This window comes from Micromonospora sp. KC213 (genome assembly GCF_004348325.1).
Taxonomy (GTDB): Bacteria; Actinomycetota; Actinomycetes; order Mycobacteriales; family Micromonosporaceae; genus Micromonospora.
Map to the genome: position 1 here is coordinate 1 of NZ_SMKF01000100.1, position 21,637 is coordinate 21,637.

General features: G+C 72.1%; 22 protein-coding genes and 1 pseudogene. 12 read left to right on the forward strand and 11 right to left on the reverse strand.

Annotated features, from left to right (window positions below):
• From E1166_RS19630 to rfbB, 5 genes are all read right to left on the reverse strand, one after another.
• Positions 1-1,247, reverse strand: a 1,247-nt coding sequence (locus E1166_RS19630; protein WP_243710439.1) for a polysaccharide biosynthesis protein, incomplete at its 3' end; no start/stop codon positions are given.
• Positions 1,247-1,948, reverse strand: a complete 702-nt coding sequence (locus tag E1166_RS19635; protein WP_132340824.1) for a glycosyltransferase family 2 protein — start codon at positions 1,946-1,948, stop codon at positions 1,247-1,249. The genes E1166_RS19635 and E1166_RS19630, both read right to left, overlap by 1 nt.
• Complete coding sequence (locus tag E1166_RS19640) at positions 1,941-2,327, reverse strand: DUF2304 domain-containing protein (protein WP_132267527.1); 387 nt, start codon at positions 2,325-2,327, stop codon at positions 1,941-1,943. The genes E1166_RS19635 and E1166_RS19640 overlap by 8 nt, the downstream gene beginning before the upstream one ends.
• Positions 2,324-3,211 carry a dTDP-4-dehydrorhamnose reductase gene (gene rfbD / locus E1166_RS19645; RefSeq protein ID WP_132340826.1) on the reverse strand — a complete coding sequence of 296 codons (888 nt, stop codon included), beginning with the start codon at positions 3,209-3,211 and terminating at the stop codon, positions 2,324-2,326. Before rfbD ends, E1166_RS19640 begins: the two co-directional genes overlap by 4 nt.
• Positions 3,208-4,209: a dTDP-glucose 4,6-dehydratase gene (gene rfbB, locus E1166_RS19650; RefSeq protein ID WP_132340828.1), complete on the reverse strand. Its 1,002-nt coding sequence runs from the start codon at positions 4,207-4,209 to the stop codon at positions 3,208-3,210. Before rfbB ends, rfbD begins: the two co-directional genes overlap by 4 nt.
• Before the next feature lie 87 nt (positions 4,210-4,296).
• Here rfbB and rfbA point away from each other — a divergent pair, with 87 nt between their 5' ends.
• The 4 genes from rfbA to E1166_RS19670 all read left to right on the forward strand — a co-directional run bounded on the left by rfbA (position 4,297) and on the right by E1166_RS19670 (position 7,601).
• The gene (rfbA, locus tag E1166_RS19655) at positions 4,297-5,175 is read left to right on the forward strand and encodes a glucose-1-phosphate thymidylyltransferase RfbA (protein WP_132340830.1); all 879 of its coding nucleotides are present in this window, start codon (positions 4,297-4,299) and stop codon (positions 5,173-5,175) included.
• A 114-nt stretch (positions 5,176-5,289) separates the two neighbouring features.
• Positions 5,290-5,913, forward strand: coding sequence for a dTDP-4-dehydrorhamnose 3,5-epimerase (rfbC, locus tag E1166_RS19660; protein WP_132340832.1), 624 nt, complete (start codon positions 5,290-5,292; stop codon positions 5,911-5,913).
• 68 nt (positions 5,914-5,981) lie between these two features.
• On the forward strand, positions 5,982-7,340 hold the full coding sequence (gene pafA, locus E1166_RS19665; protein WP_132267542.1) for a Pup--protein ligase: 1,359 nt from the start codon (positions 5,982-5,984) through the stop codon (positions 7,338-7,340).
• Positions 7,341-7,403: 63 nt separating this feature from the next.
• Positions 7,404-7,601: a hypothetical protein gene (locus E1166_RS19670; RefSeq protein ID WP_132267544.1), complete on the forward strand. Its 198-nt coding sequence runs from the start codon at positions 7,404-7,406 to the stop codon at positions 7,599-7,601.
• 36 nt (positions 7,602-7,637) lie between these two features.
• Here E1166_RS19670 and E1166_RS19675 read toward each other — a convergent pair whose 3' ends face one another.
• On the reverse strand, positions 7,638-8,585 hold the full coding sequence (locus E1166_RS19675; protein WP_132340834.1) for a hypothetical protein: 948 nt from the start codon (positions 8,583-8,585) through the stop codon (positions 7,638-7,640).
• A 227-nt stretch (positions 8,586-8,812) separates the two neighbouring features.
• On the opposite strand from E1166_RS19675, the gene E1166_RS19680 reads away from it, so the two are divergent.
• Positions 8,813-9,361 carry a carboxymuconolactone decarboxylase family protein gene (locus tag E1166_RS19680; RefSeq protein ID WP_132340836.1) on the forward strand — a complete coding sequence of 183 codons (549 nt, stop codon included), beginning with the start codon at positions 8,813-8,815 and terminating at the stop codon, positions 9,359-9,361.
• On the opposite strand, the gene E1166_RS19685 is transcribed toward E1166_RS19680, so the two are convergent.
• The 3 genes from E1166_RS19685 to E1166_RS19695 all read right to left on the reverse strand — a co-directional run bounded on the left by E1166_RS19685 (position 9,346) and on the right by E1166_RS19695 (position 12,130).
• Positions 9,346-10,449: a DUF3866 family protein gene (locus E1166_RS19685; RefSeq protein ID WP_132340838.1), complete on the reverse strand. Its 1,104-nt coding sequence runs from the start codon at positions 10,447-10,449 to the stop codon at positions 9,346-9,348. The genes E1166_RS19680 and E1166_RS19685 overlap by 16 nt on opposite strands.
• Before the next feature lie 55 nt (positions 10,450-10,504).
• Entirely contained in the window at positions 10,505-11,056 is a 552-nt protein-coding gene (locus E1166_RS19690; RefSeq protein WP_132340840.1) for a DUF5872 domain-containing protein, read from the reverse strand.
• Between the two features lie 78 nt (positions 11,057-11,134).
• Positions 11,135-12,130, reverse strand: coding sequence for a cation diffusion facilitator family transporter (locus tag E1166_RS19695; RefSeq protein WP_132340842.1), 996 nt, complete (start codon positions 12,128-12,130; stop codon positions 11,135-11,137).
• A gap of 510 nt (positions 12,131-12,640) precedes the next feature.
• Between E1166_RS19695 and E1166_RS19700 the strand changes: the two genes are divergently transcribed.
• The 5 genes from E1166_RS19700 to tatC all read left to right on the forward strand — a co-directional run bounded on the left by E1166_RS19700 (position 12,641) and on the right by tatC (position 16,428).
• The gene (locus E1166_RS19700) at positions 12,641-13,639 is read left to right on the forward strand and encodes a WYL domain-containing protein (RefSeq protein ID WP_132340844.1); all 999 of its coding nucleotides are present in this window, start codon (positions 12,641-12,643) and stop codon (positions 13,637-13,639) included.
• On the forward strand, positions 13,636-14,655 hold the full coding sequence (locus E1166_RS19705) for a YafY family protein (protein ID WP_132340846.1): 1,020 nt from the start codon (positions 13,636-13,638) through the stop codon (positions 14,653-14,655). The genes E1166_RS19700 and E1166_RS19705 overlap by 4 nt, the downstream gene beginning before the upstream one ends.
• A gap of 10 nt (positions 14,656-14,665) precedes the next feature.
• Positions 14,666-14,914, forward strand: a complete 249-nt coding sequence (locus tag E1166_RS19710; RefSeq protein WP_132267570.1) for a hypothetical protein — start codon at positions 14,666-14,668, stop codon at positions 14,912-14,914.
• A gap of 211 nt (positions 14,915-15,125) precedes the next feature.
• Positions 15,126-15,455, forward strand: coding sequence for a Sec-independent protein translocase subunit TatA (tatA, locus tag E1166_RS19715; RefSeq protein WP_132340848.1), 330 nt, complete (start codon positions 15,126-15,128; stop codon positions 15,453-15,455).
• Positions 15,456-15,474: 19 nt separating this feature from the next.
• Positions 15,475-16,428, forward strand: coding sequence for a twin-arginine translocase subunit TatC (gene tatC, locus E1166_RS19720; RefSeq protein ID WP_132267574.1), 954 nt, complete (start codon positions 15,475-15,477; stop codon positions 16,426-16,428).
• 453 nt (positions 16,429-16,881) lie between these two features.
• On the opposite strand, the gene E1166_RS19725 is transcribed toward tatC, so the two are convergent.
• Positions 16,882-17,250, reverse strand: a complete 369-nt coding sequence (locus tag E1166_RS19725; RefSeq protein ID WP_132340850.1) for a helix-turn-helix domain-containing protein — start codon at positions 17,248-17,250, stop codon at positions 16,882-16,884.
• Between the two features lie 105 nt (positions 17,251-17,355).
• On the opposite strand from E1166_RS19725, the gene E1166_RS19730 reads away from it, so the two are divergent.
• Together E1166_RS19730 and E1166_RS19735 are read left to right on the forward strand one after the other, a co-directional pair.
• Positions 17,356-18,204 carry an SDR family oxidoreductase gene (locus tag E1166_RS19730; protein WP_132271162.1) on the forward strand — a complete coding sequence of 283 codons (849 nt, stop codon included), beginning with the start codon at positions 17,356-17,358 and terminating at the stop codon, positions 18,202-18,204.
• Positions 18,205-18,291: 87 nt separating this feature from the next.
• Positions 18,292-18,827, forward strand: a pseudogene (locus tag E1166_RS19735) (RNA 2'-phosphotransferase).
• 65 nt (positions 18,828-18,892) lie between these two features.
• Here E1166_RS19735 and E1166_RS19740 read toward each other — a convergent pair.
• A complete protein-coding gene (locus E1166_RS19740) occupies positions 18,893-21,013 on the reverse strand; it encodes a cellulose binding domain-containing protein (RefSeq protein WP_132340852.1) in 2,121 nt (706 codons plus the stop codon).
• Positions 21,014-21,637 lie beyond the last annotated feature (624 nt).

Here is a 21,637-nt window from a genome sequence, read left to right on the forward strand (position 1 = left end):
GGAAGGGGACGGGGCCGGGCGCGCAGCAGCACCGCCATGACGGCGGCGGTCACCACCGAACCGACGGCGTAGGCGAGCTCGACGCGCAGCGCCACGGCCACCGGGGCGAGGGTCACCACGACCAGCGCGGCCACCCCGACCGTCCAGGCGACGGCCTGGGCGCGGTGCCGGTCCAGGGCGAGCAGCGCCTGGCCGAGCACCATCGCCCACAGGTAGGCGAGGGTGGCGGCGGCCAGCCAGGCGAAGTCGCCGTGGCCGAGCACACCGGCGGCGTCGAAGAGCGCGTCGACCAGCCACGGGCCGAGGGCGACGGCACCGACCGCGCCGAGCACGCCGAGCACGGTGACGATGCCGAGCGCCCGGCGCAGCAGGCGGTGGAAGCTGTCCAGGTCTCCGGTGCTGGCGGAGGTGGCCAGGCCGGGCAGCAGGGATGCCTGCAGGGAGGCGAAGACGAACAACGGGATGCGGACCAGCACCAGGGCGGAGAGCAGCGCACCGGCGGTGACGACGTCCTCGGGGTCGAGCAGCCGGACGTTGATCACGCCGACGTTGACCACGACCTGGGAGAGCAGGCTGGACGCGGTGAGCAGGCCGAGACCGCGCAGCAGCGCACGCCAGGCCACCGGCGGGCCGCTCCCGACGGCGCGCAGCACCGGCGGAAGGGTGAGCAGGACGCCGGCCAGCGGGGCGATCACCAGCACCAGGCCGTACCAGAGCGGGGACGTGACGCCGGCGAGGCCCAGCACGGCGACCATGCCGATACGCAGTCCGCCGTCCACCCCGAGCTGGCCGCCGTACCAGGGAAAGAGTTGCAGGCCGGAGAGGACACCGCGGGTGGTGTAGGCGACCGCCATGGCGGCGAGCGACCCGACGAGCACCCACACCATCGCGCCGTCACCGGCGAAGAACCGGTCGGTCAGCGGACCGTGGGCGGCGAGGACGACCAGCACCATGAGCGCGAGCACGCCGGCGGCGAGAGCGGCGCCGCGGGCCAGCACCGGACCCGGCGGCAGCCCTCGGGTGCGGCGGGCGGCCACGACCCGGGCGACCTCCTGCTCGACCGGCATGAACACACCGATGCCGAGGGTGAAGACGATCGACCAGAGCACCGACAGCGACGAGTAGTCGTCCTTGGTGAGGCTGTGGCCGGCCACCGCGAGGTGGACGTAGGAGGCCAGACCGAGCAGCGCCAGCCCGGCACCCACCGCGAGGGTGCCGGGCGGGACGAGGCCGAGCAGCCGCCGCATCACCGGCGGATGAGCGCGAGCGTCAGTACGGCGAAGGCGCGGCCCAGGTAGATCATGGCCTTGGCGGGGGAGTGGCTGGGCGTGCCGGCCATCCGCTTGCGCATGGCCACCGGCACCTGGCGGATCTTGTAGCCGCGCCGGGCGGTGTGCACCAGGGTCTCGACGGTGTCGCCGAGGTACTCGGCCGGGTACCAGCCGGCGAACATCTCGATGACCCGCCGGTTGGCGGCCCGGAACCCGGAGGTGGTGTCGGTGAGCTTGGTCTTCGCGACCCGGGACAGCACCAGCGACAGCATGACCATGGCCCACCGGCGGGGGCCGCGGACGTTGTAGTCGCCCTCGCCGGCGAACCGGGCGCCGATGACCAGGTCGGTGTCGTCGAGCAGATCGACCAGCTTCGGCACGTAGCGCGGGTCGTGCTGGCCGTCCGCGTCGATCTGGATGGCGACGTCGTAGCCGTTGTCCCGGGCGTACCGGTAGCCGAGCCGCATGGCCCCGCCGACGCCGAGGTTGTACGGCAGCTTCGCCACCCGGGCGCCGGCGGCGGCGGCCACGGCGGCGGTGCGGTCGGTGGAGCCGTCGTCGACGACGAGCACGTCGACGCCGGGCAGTTCGCCGCGCACCTCGCCGACCACGTCGGCGATCGACCCGGCCTCGTTGAGCGCGGGAATGATGATCAGTACGCGCTTGCCGTTAACCATCGTGCGACACCAGTTCGTCTCGGGCGGATTGGGTCCGGGCCGCCCGCTCCGCCTCGACCTCGGCGCGGAGCAGGGCGAAGTCTTCGGCCAGGGTGCGGGTCTCCTCCTCCAGGGCACTGACCTCCCAGCTCAGGTGCACTGTCACCAGCAGCAGGAAGACGATGCCGAGGAAGAGAACGAGGCTGACGCCGGAGACGACGCCGAAGAAGCCGGCCACGTTGTCCAGCAGGCGGGGGAACAACGACAGCGGGATGACGATCAGCAGGACGGCGAGCCAGAGCATGCCGTACTTCTCGCGCAGCTGCCGGCGACGCAGCAGCTCGACGATGGTGACCAGCAGGATCAGACCGGTCAAACCGGTGACCAGGGTGAGCTTCATGCGGCCTTCCACGGGGCGGGTGGATTGGGGGATGCGAAGGCGTCGGACAGCGTGTCGTGCCAGTCCGGCAGCGGCGGCAGACCGGCCGCCGACCAACGGTCGTGCCCTAGCACACTGTACGCCGGTCGGGCGGCCGGACGGGGAAACCGGTCGCTGGTGGTGGGGCGGATCCGCGCCGGGTCCAGCCCGGCGAGGGCGAACGCGGCGCGAGCCAGGCCGTACCAGGTGGTACGGCCGGAACAGGTGCCGTGGTAGATCCCGGCGGGGGCACGGCCGGCCAGGGCCGCGTCGGCGAGCGCGACCAGCCGGTCGGCCAGCGCGTACGACCAGGTGGGCTGGCCCTGCTGGTCGTCGACCACGTCGAGGTGCTCCCGCTGACCGGCCAGGCGCAGCATGGTGGCCACGAAGTTCGGGCCGTGCGCGCCGTAGAGCCAGGCGGTACGCACCAGGTAGCCGGTTTCGGGGAGAAATCGGACCACGGCCCGCTCCCCGGCCAGCTTGCTGCGCCCGTAGGCGTTGACCGGGTCGGTGGGGGCGTCCTCGGCGTACGGGGTGTCCCCGTCGCCGGCGAAGACGTAGTCGGTGGAGAGGTGGACCAGCCGGGCCCCGGTGTCGGCGCAGGCCCGGGCGAGGTGTGCCACGCCGTCGCCGTTCACGGCGGTGGCCTCGGCCTCGGCCTGCTCGGCGCCGTCGACGTCGGTCCAGGCGGCGGTGTTGAATACCACGTCGTGGCCGGTGACCGCGGCGCGGACGGCCCGCGGGTCGGTGATGTCCAGCTCGGCGCGGGTGGCGGCGGTCACGGTCAGGTCGGGCCGGGTGGCCAGTACGGCCAGCAGGTCCCGCCCGAGCATGCCTCCCGCGCCGGTGACGAGGGCGCGGGTCATCCGGCCCTGGCCGCCTTCAGCGGCTCCCACCAGGCCCGGTTGTCGCGGTACCAGCGCACCGTCTCGGCCAGCCCACGGTCCAGGTCGATGCTGGGGGTATATCCCAGCTCAGCGCTGATCTTGCTGATGTCCAGCGAGTAGCGGCGGTCGTGGCCCTTGCGGTCGGCCACCGGCACCACCCGGTCCCAGCCGGCGCCGCAGGCCTCCAGCAGCTGGGCGGTGAGTTCCTTGTTGGTCAGCTCGGTGCCGCCGCCGATGTTGTAGACCTCGCCGGCGCGGCCCTTCTGCTGCACCAGGGCGATGCCCCGGCAGTGGTCGTGCACGTGCAGCCAGTCGCGGACGTTGCCGCCGTCGCCGTAGAGCGGGACGGTGCCGCCGTCGAGCAGGTTGGTCACGAACAGCGGGATGACCTTCTCCGGGAACTGGTACGGCCCGTAGTTGTTGGAGCAGCGGGTGACCACCACGTCCATGCCGTGGGTGCGGTGGTACGCCAGGGCGAGCAGGTCCGAGCCGGCCTTGGAGGCCGAGTACGGGGAGTTCGGCGACAGCGGCCAGGTCTCCGTCCACGAACCCTCGTCGATCGAGCCGTACACCTCGTCGGTGGAGACGTGCACGAACCGGTCGGTGCCGTGCCGCAGGGCGGCGTCGAGCAGGGTCTGGGTGCCCAGCACGTTGGTGGTGACGAACGGGGCGGCGCCGGCGATGGAGCGGTCGACGTGCGACTCGGCGGCGAAGTGCACGATCACGTCGTGGCCGGCGACGACCTCGTCGACGGTGGCCGGGTCGCAGATGTCGCCCTGCACGAAGCGCAGCCGCGCGTCGTCGCGTACCGGGGCGAGGTTGGCCAGGTTGCCGGAGTAGGTGAGCTTGTCCAGCACCGTCACCGCGGTGGTTTCGACGGCGGGCACGCCGGCGACATCGCCGCCGGGCACGCCCAGCAGCATCCGTACGTACTCCGACCCGATGAATCCGGCTCCGCCGGTGACGAGAATCCTCACGGGTCCGGAAGTGTACGCGAACCCCCGGGGGTGCCGGGGGACGCGACCCCGGTGTCCGGTTCCCGCTGGTGGGGGTAGTCTCCCCCGGTGCGCGGAATCCTTCTCGCTGGCGGCACCGGTTCGCGGCTCTGGCCGATCACCCGGGCGGTCTCCAAGCAGCTGATGCCGATCTACGACAAGCCGATGGTCTACTACCCGCTGTCGACGCTGGTGATGTCCGGGGTGCGGGAGATCCTGGTGATCACCACGCCCGAGGACCAGGCCCAGTTCCAGCGGTTGCTCGGCGACGGCAGCCAGTGGGGCCTGCGGCTGGAGTACGTCACCCAGGCCCGCCCGGAGGGCATCGCGCAGGCCTTCGTGCTCGGCGCCGACTTCATCGGCGACGAGTCGGTGGCGCTGATCCTCGGCGACAACATCTTCCACGGCGCCGGCCTGGGCCGGCAGCTCGCCGCCGACGGTGACCCGAAGGGCGGCCGGGTCTTCGCGTACCCGGTGGCGAACCCGGAGGCGTACGGCGTGGTCGACTTCGACGCCGACGGCAGGGTGCTGTCGATCGAGGAGAAGCCGGAGAAGCCGAAGTCCCGCTACGCGGTGCCGGGGCTCTACTTCTACGACAACCGGGTGGTCGAGATCGCCCGTGCTCTCAGGCCCAGCGCCCGGGGCGAGCTGGAGATCACCGCCGTGAACGAGGCGTACCGGACGGCCGGTGAGCTGTCGGTCACCGTCCTGGACCGGGGTACCGCCTGGCTGGACACCGGCACCTTCGCCTCCATGATGCAGGCCGCTGAGTTCGTGCGGGTGATCGAGGAGCGACAGGGCATGAAGATCGGCTGCGTCGAGGAGGTGGCCTGGCGGGCCGGCCTGATCGACGACGATCGGCTGCGTGCCCTGGCCGAGCCGTTGACCAAGAGCGGCTACGGCGACTACCTGCTCGGCCTGCTGGCGGAGAGGGCGGAGAGCCGGTGAGCGCGAGGAGTGAGCGGGGTCTGCGAGCCCCGCAGTCGCGAACGGAGATGTCAGGGTGAGCGCGAGGAGTGAGCCGGTTCTGCGAGCCCCGCAGTCGCGAACGGAGAAGGCACAGTGAAGATCCGTGAGCTGGGCGTCGAGGGCGCCTGGGAGATCACCCCGCAGCAGCACGGCGACCCGCGCGGGCTGTTCATGGAGTGGTACCGCTTCGACCGGCTCGCCGAGGCGGTCGGCCACCCGCTGCGCCTGGCGCAGGGCAACCTGTCGGTGTCCGCGCGCGGAGTGGTGCGCGGCATCCACTTCGCCGACGTGCCGCCCGGCCAGGCCAAGTACGTCACCTGCGTGCGAGGCGCGGTGCTGGACGTGGTCGTGGACCTGCGGGTCGGTTCGCCGACCTTCGGCCGCTGGGAGGGTGTGCGGCTCGACGACGTCGACCGGCGTGCGGTGTACCTCAGCGAGGGGCTGGGGCACGGCTTCTGCGCGTTGACCGACGACGCCACGCTGAGCTATCTCTGCTCGACCACCTACAACCCGACCGGCGAGCACTCGGTGCATCCGCTCGACGTCGACCTGGCCATCGAGTGGCCGGCCGAGGTGCCGACGCTCTCGGCCCGGGACGCCGCCGCGCCGACTCTGGCGCAGGCCCGCGAGTCGGGGCTGCTGCCGGCGTACGAGGAATGTCGGGCGTTCACCGCGAGTCTGCGGCCGGGCGGTCTGCCGTACTCGGACGGGGTGTGATCCACCGGGAGGGACGAGTCGCGCGGTGACAGTGACGAACCGGGCCTCCGGGCGGCTAATGTCACATCATGGAGCGGCGAATCTTCGGCCTCGAGACCGAGTACGGCGTCACCTGTACCTACCGCGGGCAGCGTCGGCTGTCCCCCGACGAGGTTGCCCGGTACCTCTTCCGCCGCGTCGTGTCGTGGGGCCGGTCGAGCAACGTGTTCCTGCGCAACGGCGCCCGGCTCTACCTGGACGTCGGGTCGCACCCGGAGTACGCCACTCCGGAGTGCGACTCGGTCACCGACCTGGTCGCCCACGACCGGGCCGGTGAGCGGATTCTGGAGGGCCTGCTCGTCGACGCCGAGAAACGGCTGCACGACGAGGGCATCGCCGGGGAGATCTACCTGTTCAAGAACAACACCGATTCGGCCGGCAACTCGTACGGCTGTCACGAGAACTACCTGGTCTCCCGGCACGGGGAGTTCGGTCGGCTCGCCGACGTGCTCATCCCGTTCCTGGTCACCCGGCAGTTGATCTGCGGCGCGGGCAAGGTGCTGCAGACCCCGAGGGGAGCGGTCTACTGCCTGTCCCAGCGGGCGGAGCACATCTGGGAGGGGGTGTCCTCGGCGACCACCCGCAGCCGCCCGATTATCAACACCCGCGACGAGCCGCACGCCGACGCCGAGCGGTACCGCCGGCTGCACGTGATCGTCGGTGACTCCAACATGAACGAGGTCACCACGCTGCTGAAGGTGGGCAGCGCCGACATCGTGCTGCGGATGATCGAGGCGGGCGTGGTGATGCGGGACCTGACCCTGGAGAACCCGATCCGGGCCATCCGGGAGGTCTCGCACGACATCACCGGCCGGCGCAAGGTCCGGCTTGCCTCCGGCAAGGAGGTCAGCGCGCTGGAGATCCAGCAGGAGTACCTCGCCAAGGCGACCGAGTTCGTCGAGCGGCGGGGTGGCGACCAGACCGCCAAGCGGGTGGTCGAGCTGTGGGGTCGGGTGCTGCGGTCTGTGGAGACCGGCGACCTGGACCCGGTGGCCCGGGAGATCGACTGGGTGAGCAAACTGCGGCTGATCGAGCGCTACCAGCGCAAACACGACCTTCCGCTGTCGCACCCCCGGGTCGCGCAGATGGATCTGGCCTACCACGACCTGCGTCGGGGCCGGGGCCTGTACGGGCTGCTGGAGCGGCGCGGGCAGGTTGACCGGGTCGCCACCGATCCAGAGATCTTCGAGGCGAAGGAGACGCCGCCGCAGACGACCCGGGCGCGGCTGCGTGGAGAGTTCATCCGGCACGCGCAGGAGAAGCGGCGGGACTTCACCGTCGACTGGGTGCACCTGAAGCTTAACGACCAGGCGCAGCGCACGGTGCTCTGCAAGGACCCGTTCCGGGCGTACGACGAACGGGTGGAGCGGCTGATCGCCAGTATGTGAGCCGACTCCGGCGGCCGGTGCGCGGGGCACCGGCCGCCGGAGTCCCGGTACGCTGGCGTGGCGATGAACACCTCCGAACCGGCCGACCGCGAGCGCGGCGGCACCGAGAAGCTGACCTTCGTCGAGCGCCGCCGGGAGAAGATCCGCGCCGAGATCGAACGCAACCGTCGCGGCGAGTACGTGGTGCCGACCTGGGTGCTGGTGGTCGCGTTGCTCGCCATCGTCGGAGGCTGGCTGGCGTTGATCTTCATCCTCGGCTGAGCCGGTGCCGTTCGGCTCAGCCGGCCCTGCTCCCGGTCAGCGGTACGGCATCGAGGGAAACCAACCGACCCCGAAGTACGCGGGTACCCGCAGATCCCAGTACACGACGGTGAAGACGCCCAGGGCGATCAGCAACCCGCCGGTCACCACGGCGGCCCGGGTCGGGTCGGCCATCCAGCGCAGGAAACGGCCCCGGCTGACCAGCACCAGCACCGCGAAGAGCAGCGCCACCAACACCACGTTGCCCAGCGACTGGAGGGTGAACGCCGCCGCGCCGTACAGCGGGTTGCCGGTGTCGGCCGCCCACTGGAAGAGCTTGTAAAACAGTGGGTACGGCCGTCCGACGAGGAACCCGCCGACCAACGCCCCCATGGCGACCACCCGGGCCACCGGCCTGCGGGCGAACACGTCCGGCAGCACGCCGAGCGCGGCCAGCCCCAGGTAGATCAGCGCGAGCCCGATCACGCCGAACACGACCGAGGACTGGATGATGCGTACCGGCACGCCGTCGACAGTGGCGGTGGACAACTGCGGCAGGCGGTCGCCGAGCAGCACGCCGACCGCACCGTAGGTCGCCGAGACGGCGACCATGCCGAGGGTGAGCCAACCCACCGGGCGCAGCATCGCCCGCAACGCGGGCCGGCCACCGGGTGCCTCCTGCTGACCGCCGGCCTGGCCCATCGGCCCGATCGACGCCGCCATCGCGATGTTGCAGGCGGTGAACGTGCCGGCGAAGCCGGAGACGAAGGCGAACAGAAGTCCGGCCGCGGTGCCGGCGATGGCGGTGGTCTTGGCGTCGTGGCCGAGCAGGGTGTTCGCGACGTTGTCGCCGATGACCTTGTCCACCAGTTCGAACGACCAGAGCACGGCCAGCAGGATCCCGGCCAGGACGGCGAGCGCCACGACCCGCGCCCGGCGCGGCGGCGTGTGCGGTCGGATCGGCGGGTTCGCGGTCGGGGTCGAATAGGCGGGGGATCGGGTCATGGCGGCTGCTCTCCTCCCGTGGGCGTGACGGTACGCAGGTGCCCGTCACGAGGTCGGCATCAGCATGGAACCGCTCGGCGCGGAGAGCCTTCTTCCTACGTGCGCAGTTGTTCAGGGGCCACCGGGGCGGCGCAGGTGCGCACACCAGGAGTTGATTCGGGACAGCCGGCGGGCCAGGCTGCCGGTGAGGAGAGCCGGCGACCGGCCGGCGGGGCGTGAGGTGACCGGTGGCGCACATCGATCTGGGGCTCGACGAGAAGACCTTCCCGGGGATCACCGGGCCGATGCGGTTCCGGCCGGAGACCGCCCGGCCGCTCAACGAACTGGCCGAGGTGCTGCTCCGCGCCCCGCACCCGACGCTGACTCCCGGGCAGCGGGAGCTCATCGCGGCGTACGTCTCCGGGCTCAACGGGTGCCGGTTCTGCTGCGCGTCCCACTCGGCGTTGGCCGCCGCCCAGTTGCCCACCGCCCCGGAACTGGTCGAACAGGTCCGTTGCGACCTCGACGCCGCCCCGATCGGTGACCGGCTGCGGGCCCTCCTGCGGATCGCCGCCGCGGTGCAGAAGGACGGCCGACAGGTCACCACCGCGCTCATCGACGCGGCACGGCAGGCGGGCGCCACCGATCTGGAGATCCACGACACGGTGCTCATCGCCGCGGCCTTCTGCATGTTCAACCGCTACGTCGACGGTCTCGGCACCTTCGCTCCGGACGACCCCGGGACGTACGAGACGGCCGCGGCGCGTATCGTCCGGCACGGCTACGCGGCGGGGTGACCGGCCCGGGTGAGCCGCGCGGCGTGCCGTCCGGCGGCCGCCGCCGCCAGGAAGTAGGCGTGGTCGGCGTCGAGCCGGCGGCCCATGGTGGACAGCGTCACCGGCAGGGCGCGCAGCGCCGCGTCCAAGCCGTCGACGGCGACCCGCACCACGCGGTGCCGCCGGGCCAGGGGAACCAGCGCGGCGTCCACCTCGGCGGCCAACGTCACCGCCAGGCCGTCCGGCACGACCAGGTCGGCCGGGGCGAGGGCGACCCGGCCGTACGCGGTGAGGCTGTGGTGCGACACCCCACGGTGCCGGGGCCGCGGGTCGGCGTCGGAGATCCGCAGCGACCCGACCGGCCGCCCACCCAGCGTGGCGACCGCGTTGACGGCCTCGCCGACCCCGACGCCGGAGAACCCCCACCGGGTGCCGGTGCCGAGGTTGCCGGGCCCCTGGGCGACGATCGTGACCTCGGCGCGCAGCACGTGCCGCGCGGCGAGCAGGCCGGTGTGCACGGTGGTGGCCTCCAGGTCACCGCCGAACGCCTGCCCCACGCTGACCGTGCCGACGAGCCGGTCGCGCAGCCCGTCGAGGGTGCGGGAGAACCAGGCCGGCAGCGCCCCGCCGTCGGTCAGCACGTACGCCACCCGCGCGGCCGGCGCGTCGGCGTGGATCCCGGCGAGGATCGCCGGCAGCGCGGAGTGCAGGTCGGCGGTGACCACGGGCATGTCGTCCAGGCTGTCCACGCCGGCCAGCAGTTCGTGGTGCGCGGATGCCTCCTCGTCCACCCCCATCGTGATCGCTTGCAGCGGGGTGTAGCGGGCCTTCACGAGGTGGCCGGCATCGCGGGTGTCGGCGGCCTGCGGCGGGTCCGGCGGGAGCCGGTCGGGCAGCGCCACCACCAGGGCGTACCCGCCGGTGCCCAGCCCCATCAGCAGGGCGCCGACGTTGAGCAGCACCCGGTCGCCGGACCGCGGGTCACCCACCAGGGCCGGGTACGCCAGTGCACGCAGGGTCACGCCGTCGGGCAGGTCGACGTCGAGTTCCACCGCGCCGGCCCACCGTCGCCGTACCGCCGCCACCGTCCCGGACCGCCATCGCACCATGCCCGGCACGGTATCGGCACCGAGTCGGGGGCCACCATCGGCCCTGGCGGTCCGGTCATCGGCGGCGCAGCTCGGACTCCAGCCGCCGGATGAGCGTCTTGCGGCCCTTGCCGGCGTGCTCGCGCCGCAGTGCCGCCCTGAGCTGGCGGGCGTCCAGGTCACGAACGAGGGTGACCGCCTCGGCGACCGGTAGTTCGGACAGTCGGCCGACCGAGGTGGCGTCGCGGCGGGCCCGGCTGGCCGGTCCGGTGTTGGCGACGTACTGCCGCCCGGCCCTGGACGCCTGTCGCTTTCTGCTGTCGGTCGCCCGTCGCTGCCGTTCCGACAACTGTTCCCACGCCCGTTTTGGCAGGTAACGGCGGGTCTCGCCGTCATTGCGCGCCCGGGTGGCGCCGCTGCTGGTCTGCCACTGTTCGGCCCCCCACCGTTGCAGGGACCGCTGCCGCTCGTCCTTCGGGCCCTGGTAGCCACCACCGCGCCGCTGGTACTCCTTGGTGAGCAGTTGCGACTTGCGGGCCGACCACTGTCCCGGCCGTCCGCCCCGGTCGGAGGCCTTGATCTCCTCCTTGAGCTGTTCGCGTAGTTGCGGCCTGGTGTACTTCGCCATGGGGGAGCGTTACCCGGGGCACTGTGGCACATGCGTGCCGGGGCCGTCGCGGTCCGTGACGGGCTCTACTCGGGTGGGTCAGGTCCGGTGGGGGCCGCCCGGGGTGCGGCGCTCCTGGATCCGCCGGGCCCGCTGCCCGTCCGTCCCGGGCGCGGACCGGGTCGGGTCGAGAAAGACGTACCCGATCTGGGGGTAGCGTCCGGTGAGCCGGCGCTCGGCCTCGTCGGCGGCGGCCTCGATGTCGGCGCCGGTGGCGTCGTCGTCGAAGTCGACCTTGGCGGCGACCAGGACGTCGTCCGGGCCGAGCTGCATGGTCAGCAGGGTGTCGATCCGGTGCACCGTCGGCAGCGCGGCGAGTTCCCGTTCGATCTCCCGGTGCAGCCGTTCCGGTACCGCCCGCCCCACCAGCAACGAGATGTTGTTCCTGGCCAGGATGATCGCCACGACCAGCAGCAACAGTCCGATCAGGATGGAGGCGAGGCCGTCGTACAGTTCGTCGCCGGTGGCGTGCGACAGGCCCAGCCCGGCGCCGGCGATCACCAGGCCGACCAGCGCCGCACTGTCCTCCAGGAAGACGGCCTTCACGGTGGTGTCGGCGGTCAGCCGCAGGAACCGACGGGGGGTGGTCCGCCAGCGGCGGGACCCGGCGCGGATCTGGCGTACCGCCCGGGCCAGCGAGACCGCCTCGATGGCGAAGGAGACCGCCAGCACGACGTACGCGACCCCGTACTCGCCGCCGTGTTCGTGCACCAGGATGGTCGTCACGCCGTGGGTGACGGCGAACCCCGCCCCGGCGACGAAGGTGAACAACGCGGCGAGGAACGCCCAGACGTAACTCTCCTTGCCGTACCCGAAGGGGTGCCGTACGTCGGCGGGGTGCGCGCTGCGGCGCAGCGCCACGTAGAGCAGCACCTCGGTGGTGGTGTCGGCGACCGAGTGGGCGGCTTCGGAGAGCATCGCCGCCGAGCCGGAGAGCAGCCCGGCGGCCAGCTTCGCGACCGCGATGGCGAGGTTCGCCACCCCCGCCACCACCACCGTGCCGACGCTCTCGGTCGTGCTGTCGGATGCCGTCATGCGCCTCACCCTAGAGGGCCTGCCGTCCCGGGTTCGGCGGCCGTCCGGCGACGGTACGTGGTGGCCGTACCCGACGCGCCCGTACGGGCCCGGTTCCCGGCTGCCCGTCGGGCCGGGCCCACCGCCAAGCGACCGGGCCACGCTGATCTGGCGTACCGCTGGAGCCCGGACCTCACACAGCGTCGCACTGGTCAGGTCGGCCTTCTCCGAGACGAGCTGTCAGGCCCACGTGTAGAAGACCGTGTTCGCCTCCAGGACGTCGATGCCCTGGACACCGTCGCCACCGAAGCGCATCTGGTCCTCGGTGAGGTAGGGCCTTCTCTTGTCCAGCGTCGTCCCGACGTACTGGCTGGGAACGCGCTCGTGATCATCCTGGCGGGCGCCGACTGTACCAAACTGCTCATCGAGGCGATCGGATGGCTGGCCTGCGGCGGTGGCGGCGCGGGGCCGCGCCGCCGGCGCGCCCGCGCGGGTGCACGGGTCTGCCGCGCGGGCTGCTAGCGTTCACCCGTGTCGCGGAACCGTACCGAACGCCTGGTCAACCTCGTGATCTGTCTGCTGTCCACGCGACGGTTCCTGACCGCCGCCCAGATCGCCGCGACCGTGCCCGGTTACGAGCACGATCCGGGCGACCCGAAGGAGCACGAGGCCTTCCAGCGCAAGTTCGAACGGGACAAGGCCGAGCTGCGTGAGCTGGGCGTGCCGCTGGAAACCGGAACGGCCAGCGTCTTCGACGCCGAGCCCGGCTACCGGATCGCCCACCGCGAGTACGCGCTGCCGGACATCCCCCTCGAACCGGACGAGGCCGCCGCGGTGGGCATCGCCGCGCGGCTCTGGCAGCACGCCGGGCTGGCCGCCGCCGCCTCCTCCGGTCTGGCGAAGCTGCGCGCCGCCGGCGTGGACGTCGACCCGCAGGCCACCCTGGGGCTGGAGCCGATGATGACCGTCGACCCGGCGTTCGCGCCGCTGACCGCCGCCGCCCGGGACCGGCGCGAGGTCGGCTTCGACTACCGGGTGCCGGACCGGGACGCGCCGAGCCGGCGTCGACTGCAACCGTGGGGTGTGGTCTGCTGGCGGGGCCGCTGGTACGTGGTCGGCCACGACCTGGACCGCGGCGCCACCCGCTGCTTCCGGCTTTCCCGCGTGGTGGGTCCGGTCCGGGTGATCGGGCAACCGGGTGGCTTCGAACCGCCCGCCGGTGTGGATCTGATCAGCCACGTCGCCCGCTGGTCGGGGCCGGTGGAGCGGACCGGCCGGGCCACCGTGCTGGCCGCCCCGGGCCGGGCCGCCGGCCTGCGCCGTTGGGCGGTGCGGACCGAGCCGGTTTCCGACGGGGACCTGTTGACCCTGCCGTACGCCGACCCCGACTACCTCGCCCGGCAGCTCGTCGGGTACGGCCCGGACGTGCGGGTGCTGGACCCGCCGGAGCTGCGGGACGCGGTCATCCAACGGCTCAAGGAGATCGCCGCCCGACACGAGGAGCTGGTTGTGGCCGGAGGTGCCCGGTGACCCGCCCGGCCGCCCGGGGCGGTCCCCGCACCTCCGCCGACCGGCTGGCCCGGCTGCTCAACCTGGTGCCCTACCTGCTGGCCCGCCCCGGCATCGAGATCGCCGAGGCGGCGCGGGACCTGGGCGTCACCGAGCGGCAGCTCCGGGAGGACCTGGAGCTGCTCTGGGTCTGCGGACTGCCTGGGTACGGCCCCGGTGACCTGATCGACATGGCCTTCGACGGCGACCGGGTTACCATCACCTACGACGCCGGTATCGACCGGCCGCTGCGGCTCACCCCGGACGAGGCGCTCGCCCTGGTGGTGGCGTTGCGGATGCTCGCCGAAACGCCGGGGGTGACCAACCGGGAGGCCGTCGAGCGGGCGCTCGCCAAGATAGAGAGCGCGGCCGGGGACCTGGTCGGCGCCCCGGTGGCGGTGCGGCTGCCCGGCGACACCGAGCGGGTACGCGAGCTCAGCGCCGCTGTCGAGCGGGGTCGGGCGTTGCGGATCACCTACTACACGGCGGCCCGCGACGAGACCACCGAGCGGATCATCGACCCGCTGCGGATGCTTATGGTCGGCGGCCGGGCGTACGTGGAGGCGTGGTGCCGGCGGGTGGAGGGGGTGCGGTTGTTCCGGGCCGACCGGATCGACGCGGTCACCGAACTCGACGAGCCCGCCACGGTTCCGCCGCAGGCCCGCCGGCACGACCTCAGCGACGGTGTCTTCCGCCCCTCGCCGGACCTGCCGCTGATCACCCTGCGGATCGGTCGGGGGGAGCGGTGGATCACCGAGTACTACCCCTGCGAGCGGGTGGAGGCCGACGGCGACCGGTGGCTGGTGTCGCTGCGGGTGACCGACCTGGGCTGGGCCCGCCGGTTCGTGCTCGGGCTGGGGCCGGAGGTCACCGTGGTCGCCCCGGCCGAGCTGGCCGAGCAGGTCCGCGCCCAGGCCGCCGCCGCGCTGGAGGCGTACGCGGCACCGGTCGGCGCGGCGCCGTCGGTCGACCCGGCGGGGGAGAGCGGCCCCCGGTAGGCTGACCCGCGTGGTGAAGTGGATCGTGCTCGCGGTGGTGCTGTTCGCGCTCGTCGTGCTGGCCCTGGCGGTCCGGCCGGTGGTGGCGCGGCTGCCCCGGCTGCGCCGGGCGGTGCTGGCCCTGCAACGGCGCCAGACCGAGGCGGAGGCGTTGCGCGAGACGGCCGAGGCGCTCCAGGAACGGGCCGAGGCGCTGCAACGGCGGGCCGAGGTGACCCAGGAACGGGTCGCGTTGATCAGGGCCAAGCGCGGGAAGTGATCGACTCCGGTCGGTGAAGCGCGCGAGCTGCGCGTTCCTGCGCCGTTGCCCGTACGGACGATCGTGTGCGGATGGTTGACGGGGCACTTCCCGGTGGTCAAGACTTCACCGGCCGGCCCCGTCAGCAGTGGCCCCGGCGGGTGGCAACGGCCCGTGACGCACGTACGATGGACTGCGACCCACCCTCGACACAGAGCGACTGGAGCTTCCCATGGGTGCCCTCAAGCCGTGGCACATCGCCGTACTCGTGGTTGTGCTGATCCTGCTCTTCGGCGCGAAGCGGCTCCCCGACGCGGCCCGCTCGCTGGGCCGCTCGCTGCGGATCATCAAGGCGGAGACCAAGAGCCTGCACGACGACGACCGTGACCTGGCCGAGAAGGCCGACGCGCAGGCCGGCTACCAGCCGCTGTCGCCGCAGACCCCGCAGCAGCAGTACGTGCAGCAGCCCTACGCGCAGCCGCAGCAGCAGTACGCGCCGCAGGCCCCGCAGCAGCCGCTCGCCCCGCCGGTAGACCCGGTGCAGCGCGTCCGCGACAACTGACCGAAGGGGCCCGAGCACCGTGGCCTTCGCGCTCCGTAAGCGCGGCCCGAGCAAGTTCGAACGGGCCGCCGACGGGTCCATGACGCTCATGGAGCACTTCCGTGAGCTGCGTACCCGCCTGTTCCGTGCCTCGCTGGCCATCGTTGTCGGTTTCGGCTTCGGCTTTTGGCTGTCCAACCCGGTGCTGCACCTGCTGCAGGAGCCCTACTGCGGCCTGGAGAAGGCGAGACTGGCAACCGGCCAGTGCAACTTCGTGCAGCTGGGCGCGGCGGACCTGCTCCTGCTGCAGATGAAGGTGGCGCTCTGGGTCGGCCTGATCGTGGCCGCCCCGGTCTGGCTCTACCAGCTGTGGGCGTTCATCGCTCCCGGCCTGCACCGGCACGAGCGGCGGTACGCGTATATCTTCACGGCGCTGGCCGCGCCGCTGTTCGCCGCAGGCGCGGTGCTGGCCTACTTCGTCACCGCCAAAGGGCTGGAGTTCCTGCTCAACATCTCGGCGGGTGGCGACATCACCACCACGCTGGAGATCACCCGGTACATCTCCTTCGTCACCAACCTGATCCTGCTGTTCGGGGTGGCGTTCGAGTTCCCGCTGGTCGTGCTGATGCTCAACTTCGTCGGGCTGGTCAGCGCCCGGAAGCTGCTGAGCTGGTGGCGGGTGGCGGTCTTCGTGTTCTTCGCCTTCTCGGCGGTGGTCACCCCGACCCCGGACCCGTTCGGCATGACCGCACTGGCGATCTGCCTGTCCGCGCTCTACTTCGGCGCGGTCGGGGTCGCCTTCCTCAACGACAGGCGGCGGGGGCGGGGCAAGGAGATCTACGCCGGTCTCGCCGACGACGAGGTCTCGCCTTTGCAGTTGGACGACGAGCCGGTCACGGCCACCCCGGAGCTGGAGATTCCGGCGCCGGTGGCCACGCCGGAGCCGGTCGCGAAGCCCGCGCCGATCGACCGCCGCTTCGACGACATGACCTGACGGCCGGCGGCCGGCCACCCGAGCCTGACCGGTTAGCCCTGGCCGGTCGGGGTGGGGTGGGCTCGCGGATTGCGGCAGGTTGTGGTGTCCGGCCGCCGGGACACGGCGATCTGCCGCAATCGGAGTCGACCGTGTTCGTTCGGGAGGCCCAATCCTGCCTCGGTAGCCCACCCCCCGGCCGGTTCTGGCTGACCGCCATGGGTCGAACGTGGCGTCACCGCCCCTCGCGGGCGCGGGCCGGGATGAACGTGGCCTCCCGCCGCGCGCTGGCGATCAGCGCTTCACGGAGTGGCTCCGGATAGTGGCGGGTCCGCTCGGCTCGGACGCGCTCGCCCGGCTGTGTCCCAGGCAGACCCCGACGACGCCGTCGACGATCAGCCGATCCGCGATCTCCGCCAGTCGGTCCATCCCCGCAGTCTGCCCTGCCGAACCGCCGTCCGCGCACCCGCCCGTTCAGCGGGCGTCGTAGCGGGCGCGGGCGGCTTCCACCTCGGCCAGGTGCGTGGTGGCCCACGACTCCAGCCCGGCGACCAAATCGAGCAGGTTGCGACCCAGGTCGGTGAGGGCGTAGTCGACCCGGGGCGGGATGCTGGCGTGCACGGTTCGGGTGACGAGGCCGTCGCGTTCCAGCCCGCGCAGCGTCTGGGTGAGCATCTTCTGGCTGATGCCGTCGATGCGGGTGGCCAGCTCGCTGTAGCGTCGGCTGCCGTCGGCGAGGGTGAGCACCACGAGCACGCTCCACCGGTCACCGATGCGGTCGAGAATCTGCCTGCTGCCGCAGTTGCGGTTGAACGGGTCCGGTTCCACCTGCTCACTCTCCATCAGTTCGCGACGTACTTCAAGGTGCCTTCTCTCCAACGGGAAGTAACGGGGAATCCTTCCCGTTGACCAGGGTGCAAGTTGCACTCAGCATCTAAGGAGCACGTCATGTCGATCGTCGTCACCGGCGCCACCGGCCACCTGGGCCGCCTGATCGTCGAGTCCCTGCTGCGCCGGGGCGTCCCGGCCGGCCAGATCGTCGCGCTCGGCCGCGACGTGGCCCGGCTCACCGACCTGGCCGATCGTGGGGTCGTCGTCCGTGCCGCCGACTACACCGACCCCGCCTCGTTGCGGGCCGCGTTCGACGGCGCAGAGAAGCTGATGTTCGTCTCCAGCAGCGAGGTCGGCCAGCGGCTGGCCCAGCACCGCAACGTGATCGCCGCCGCCCGCGAGGCCGGCGTCGGGCTGGTCGCCTACACCAGCATCACCCAGGCCGACAGCGCGCAGATGATCCTGGCCGCCGAGCACCGGGCGACCGAGGAGGAACTGCGCGCCTCCGGCCTGCCGGTCGTGCTGCTGCGCAACAGCTGGTACCTGGAGAACTACACCGCCCAGCTGCCCACCTACCTGGCACACGGTGTCGCCGGATCGGCCGCCGACGGCCGGGTCAGCGCCGCCGCCCGGGCCGACTACGCCGACGCCGCCGCCGAGGTGCTCACCACCGACGGTCACGCCGGTCAGGTGTACGAGCTGGGCGGCGAGGCGTTCACCCTGACCGAGCTGGCCACCGAGCTGGCCCGGCAGTCCGGCCGGGAGGTCCGCTACACCGACCTGCCGGCCGACGGGTACACCGCGCTGCTGGTCTCCGCCGGGCTGCCCGAGGCGTACGCGGCGGTCCTCGCCGACGCCGACCAGGGCCTGGCCCGAGGTGAGCTGTACGTGGCGGTGGCCGACCTGGAGAAGCTGATCGGCCGTCGGCCCACCACCCTGGCCGAGGCGATCCGGGCCGCGCTCTGACCCGACGTCGTCCTGCCCGACAGCACCGCTGCCGGGCAGGACGACAAGACGTTCGCACCGGGCTAGGCGGTAGCCGACAATGCGGGAATGGATCAACAGGAGCTGGTGCGGGTCAGCAAGCGGATGTCCCGGGCGCTGCGGCACCAGCCCGGTAGGTACGGGCTCGCCCCTGACCCGGCCGGCTGGGTCACCGTCGACGATTTGCTCACGGCGATGCGGATCGACCGGGCCGCGCTCGACGCGGTGGTGTCCGGCAACGACAAGCAGCGCTTCGCCGTGCAGCGGGGCGTCGACGGGGTGGAGCGGATCAGGGCCAGTCAGGGCCACTCCATCCCCGTGGACCTGGGCCTGGCCCCGCACACCCGCCCGCCCAGCTTTTCCACGGCACCGGGGCGTCGGTGCTCGACTCGATCCGGGCCACCGGACTGCGCCGCGGCGGGCGACACCACGTACACCTGTCGGCAGACGTGGCGACGGCCCGGCGGGTCGGCACCCGCCGGGGCGGCGCGGTGGTGGTGCTGACCGTGAAGGCGGCGGCGATGGCCCGGGACGGGTACGTCTTCTACCGCAGCGACAACGGGGTGTGGCTCACCGACGCGGTGCCGCCGGCCTACCTGGCCTGACCGCCGGCGGGGTCCACGGACCCCGCCGGCCGGCCTTGGTCATCGGGGCTGCCCGGGCCGGGCCCTCACAGGGTGGTGCAGACGGTGCCGTTGAGCCGGAACGTGGTGGGCAGGACGTTCGGGCCGCTGTACGCGCCGACGAAGCCGGCGCTGGTGCTGCCGCCGGGGGCGATCCTCCGGCTGTCGTCGGTGTTGGTGACCGTGACAGTGGTGCCGGTCTGCTCCCAGTTGCCGCTCCAGCCGCTGCCGGCCTGCTGCCAGGTTGTCGGCCAGGTCCAGGTGAGCGTCCAACCGTCGATCGGGTTGACGTCGTTGTTGACGATGTCGACGCCGCCGATGTAGCCGTTGCCCCAGTCGTTGTTCTTGGTGAAGCGGACGGCACAGGCGCTGCCGGTCGGGTTGCCGGTGACGAAGGTCAGCGGCGGTGAGGGCCAGGAGAGTCGGCCGGCGGTGTCCCGGGCGAGCACGTTGACGGTGTACCGGGTGCCCGGGCTCAGGTTGCCGACGGTGAACGAGCTGCCGGTCGTCTCGCCGAGCTGCTCGCTGACCGTCCCGTGCTGCCGGTACACCTCGTACTTGACCGGCGGGCCGGCCTGAGGCGGCAGCGCGGGCCAGAAGATGGTCGCGCTCCGGTCGGTCACCGCGCTGACGGCGGGCGTGCGGGGCGCGGCCGGCCCGCCCGTGACCACCTCGGCGGGGCGCACCACCAGCGTGGTCAACGAGTACGGCGGCAGGGTCCGGTTGGTCGCGCTGCCGGTCTGGCCGGTGGTGATGCCGGCGGCCCCGTTGGTGAGGGTGTGCACCGTCGGTGCGTCCGCCGACGGGGTGAACCCGGCGTAGTCGATGGTGACCGGGTGCGCGTTGTCCGGATCCTTGTTCACCAGCAGCACCGCGATCTCCCCGTTGGCCCGACGTACGGCGTGCGCGGTGACCAGCGGCCGGTCGGTGCCGGCCCGGACGAACTGGTTGCCGGGCTGGGCGAACAGGTTCATCATGCTCAGCCCGTGGTACGGCGCGAACGGCGTGTTCAGCGGCGGCTGGCAGACCGAGCCGTCGGAGGTGCAGCCGCCGCTGGAGAGCATGCCGAAGTCGCCGTAGTCGGTGTGTCCGGCCACCTGCGACACCCGGTCGATGCCGTTGTGCACGTTCCACCACTGGACCGTGAACACCCCGTTCTGCAGCAGTTCGCTGTAGGCCTCGGCCAGGAACAGCGCCCCCGGCTGGGTGTTGCGGCCCTGATCGACGTTGAGCTCGGTGAGGCTGATGTCGATGCGGGCGGCGTTCGGGCCGGCGTACCGGGCGATCTGCTGGCGCAGCAGCCAGACCGCGTCGGGGATGTGGTTGACCCGCGCCAACGACTCGGCGGCGGTGCCGCCCGGGTACCAGTGCACGTCGACGAAGTCGATCTTCGGTCCGGCGATGGAGAGCACCGTCTGGTTCCACGGGCCCGGGTCGTTTCCGGCGGTGATCCCGTCGGGCCAGTTCCCGGGTATGGTCAGCACCGCGCCGACCTTGATGCTCGGGTCGACCGCCTTCATCGCGTCGGCGTACTCGACCACCAGGTTCGCGTAGTACGTCGCGCTCTTGTCGGGGTGGTGGTCGGCCTCCCAGGCCGAGCCGTAGTGGCCGTTGCCGTAGTTCTCGTTGCCGACCGTCCACCATTTGGCGCCGTAACCCTTGGTGACGTTGGCGTACCGCACCCAGTCGGCGGCCTCCGCCGGGGTGCCGGTGCCGTAGTTGGCGATGATTATCGGCTGGGCGCCGACCCGTCTGGCGGCCGCCATGAACGTGTCGAAGTCGGTGCCGGGGGCGACGTACCCGCCGGGCGCGGTGTGGTCCTTCCAGTGGTAGATGTCGGCGTACGAACCGCCCGGATAGCGCAGCATCCGGACGCCTGCCGCCTTCAGCATGTCCGACGTCTGGTCGGTGCCGAGGTTGGCGTCCCAGATGGCGTGGTTGACGCCGAGCGCGGTGGCCGGGACGGTGGCGAGACCGGCCCGCGCGTTCACCGTCACCGTCACCGGCGTGGGTGCGGGCGCGGCGCCGGCGGTCGGCGGGTTCGTGGTGAGCAGGCCGGCGGCGAGCAGCAGGCTCGCCGCCAGCGCTGTCCGGCGGGCGGGGCGGGTCGATGGTCGCCCCTGCGGCACCGGTGGCCGGGAACGGGCAGGGGTGGTCGCAGTGCGCATGGCGGATTCCTTCGCGTCGGATCACGACAGGGCCGCCCGACCGGTGGTGATCAGATCACGCCGGGCAGACGGTGGGCGGAGTCACGGACGGGCTGGTCGGTGGCGCGATCGCAGCTGTGTCGCCCCCCGGGACATGCCCGGGTGCCCATGGGACGACCGTCGGCCCCCGCGCGGGGCAAACCCATTGACGGTCAAGAATCCCATGGGTGCTGGCGGCTCTTCAAGCGGCGGAGTCGTCGATTGCCCGACTGTTCCCCACAAACGATGCATTGTTTATGATCAATGCTTGAGGATGTGAGCGATAACACGCTATTCTGCTGCGCGGGAGTACAGGGCACGCTCCGGTGACCGAGCGGCACGTCGCCGCACGAGCAATTCGTCACCGGTGGCGAGGGGACACCACTTCTCATCCAGGTGCCGGCTCCGATGTCTCCGGCGGGCGCGATCGCCGCCGATCGGCGCCGGGGCACCCCGTCCGGCGAGCGGCGTCGCAATCCGCGGCGCCCTCGTCCTTCACCCACCCCGCCATCGCTGCGGGCACGCGCTTCCGTCGGTGCGGCCCGCCGCGGGTCCCTGTCGATGCCCGGCTGGGTTCACCCGCCGTGGTCCACCCGGCACCCCACC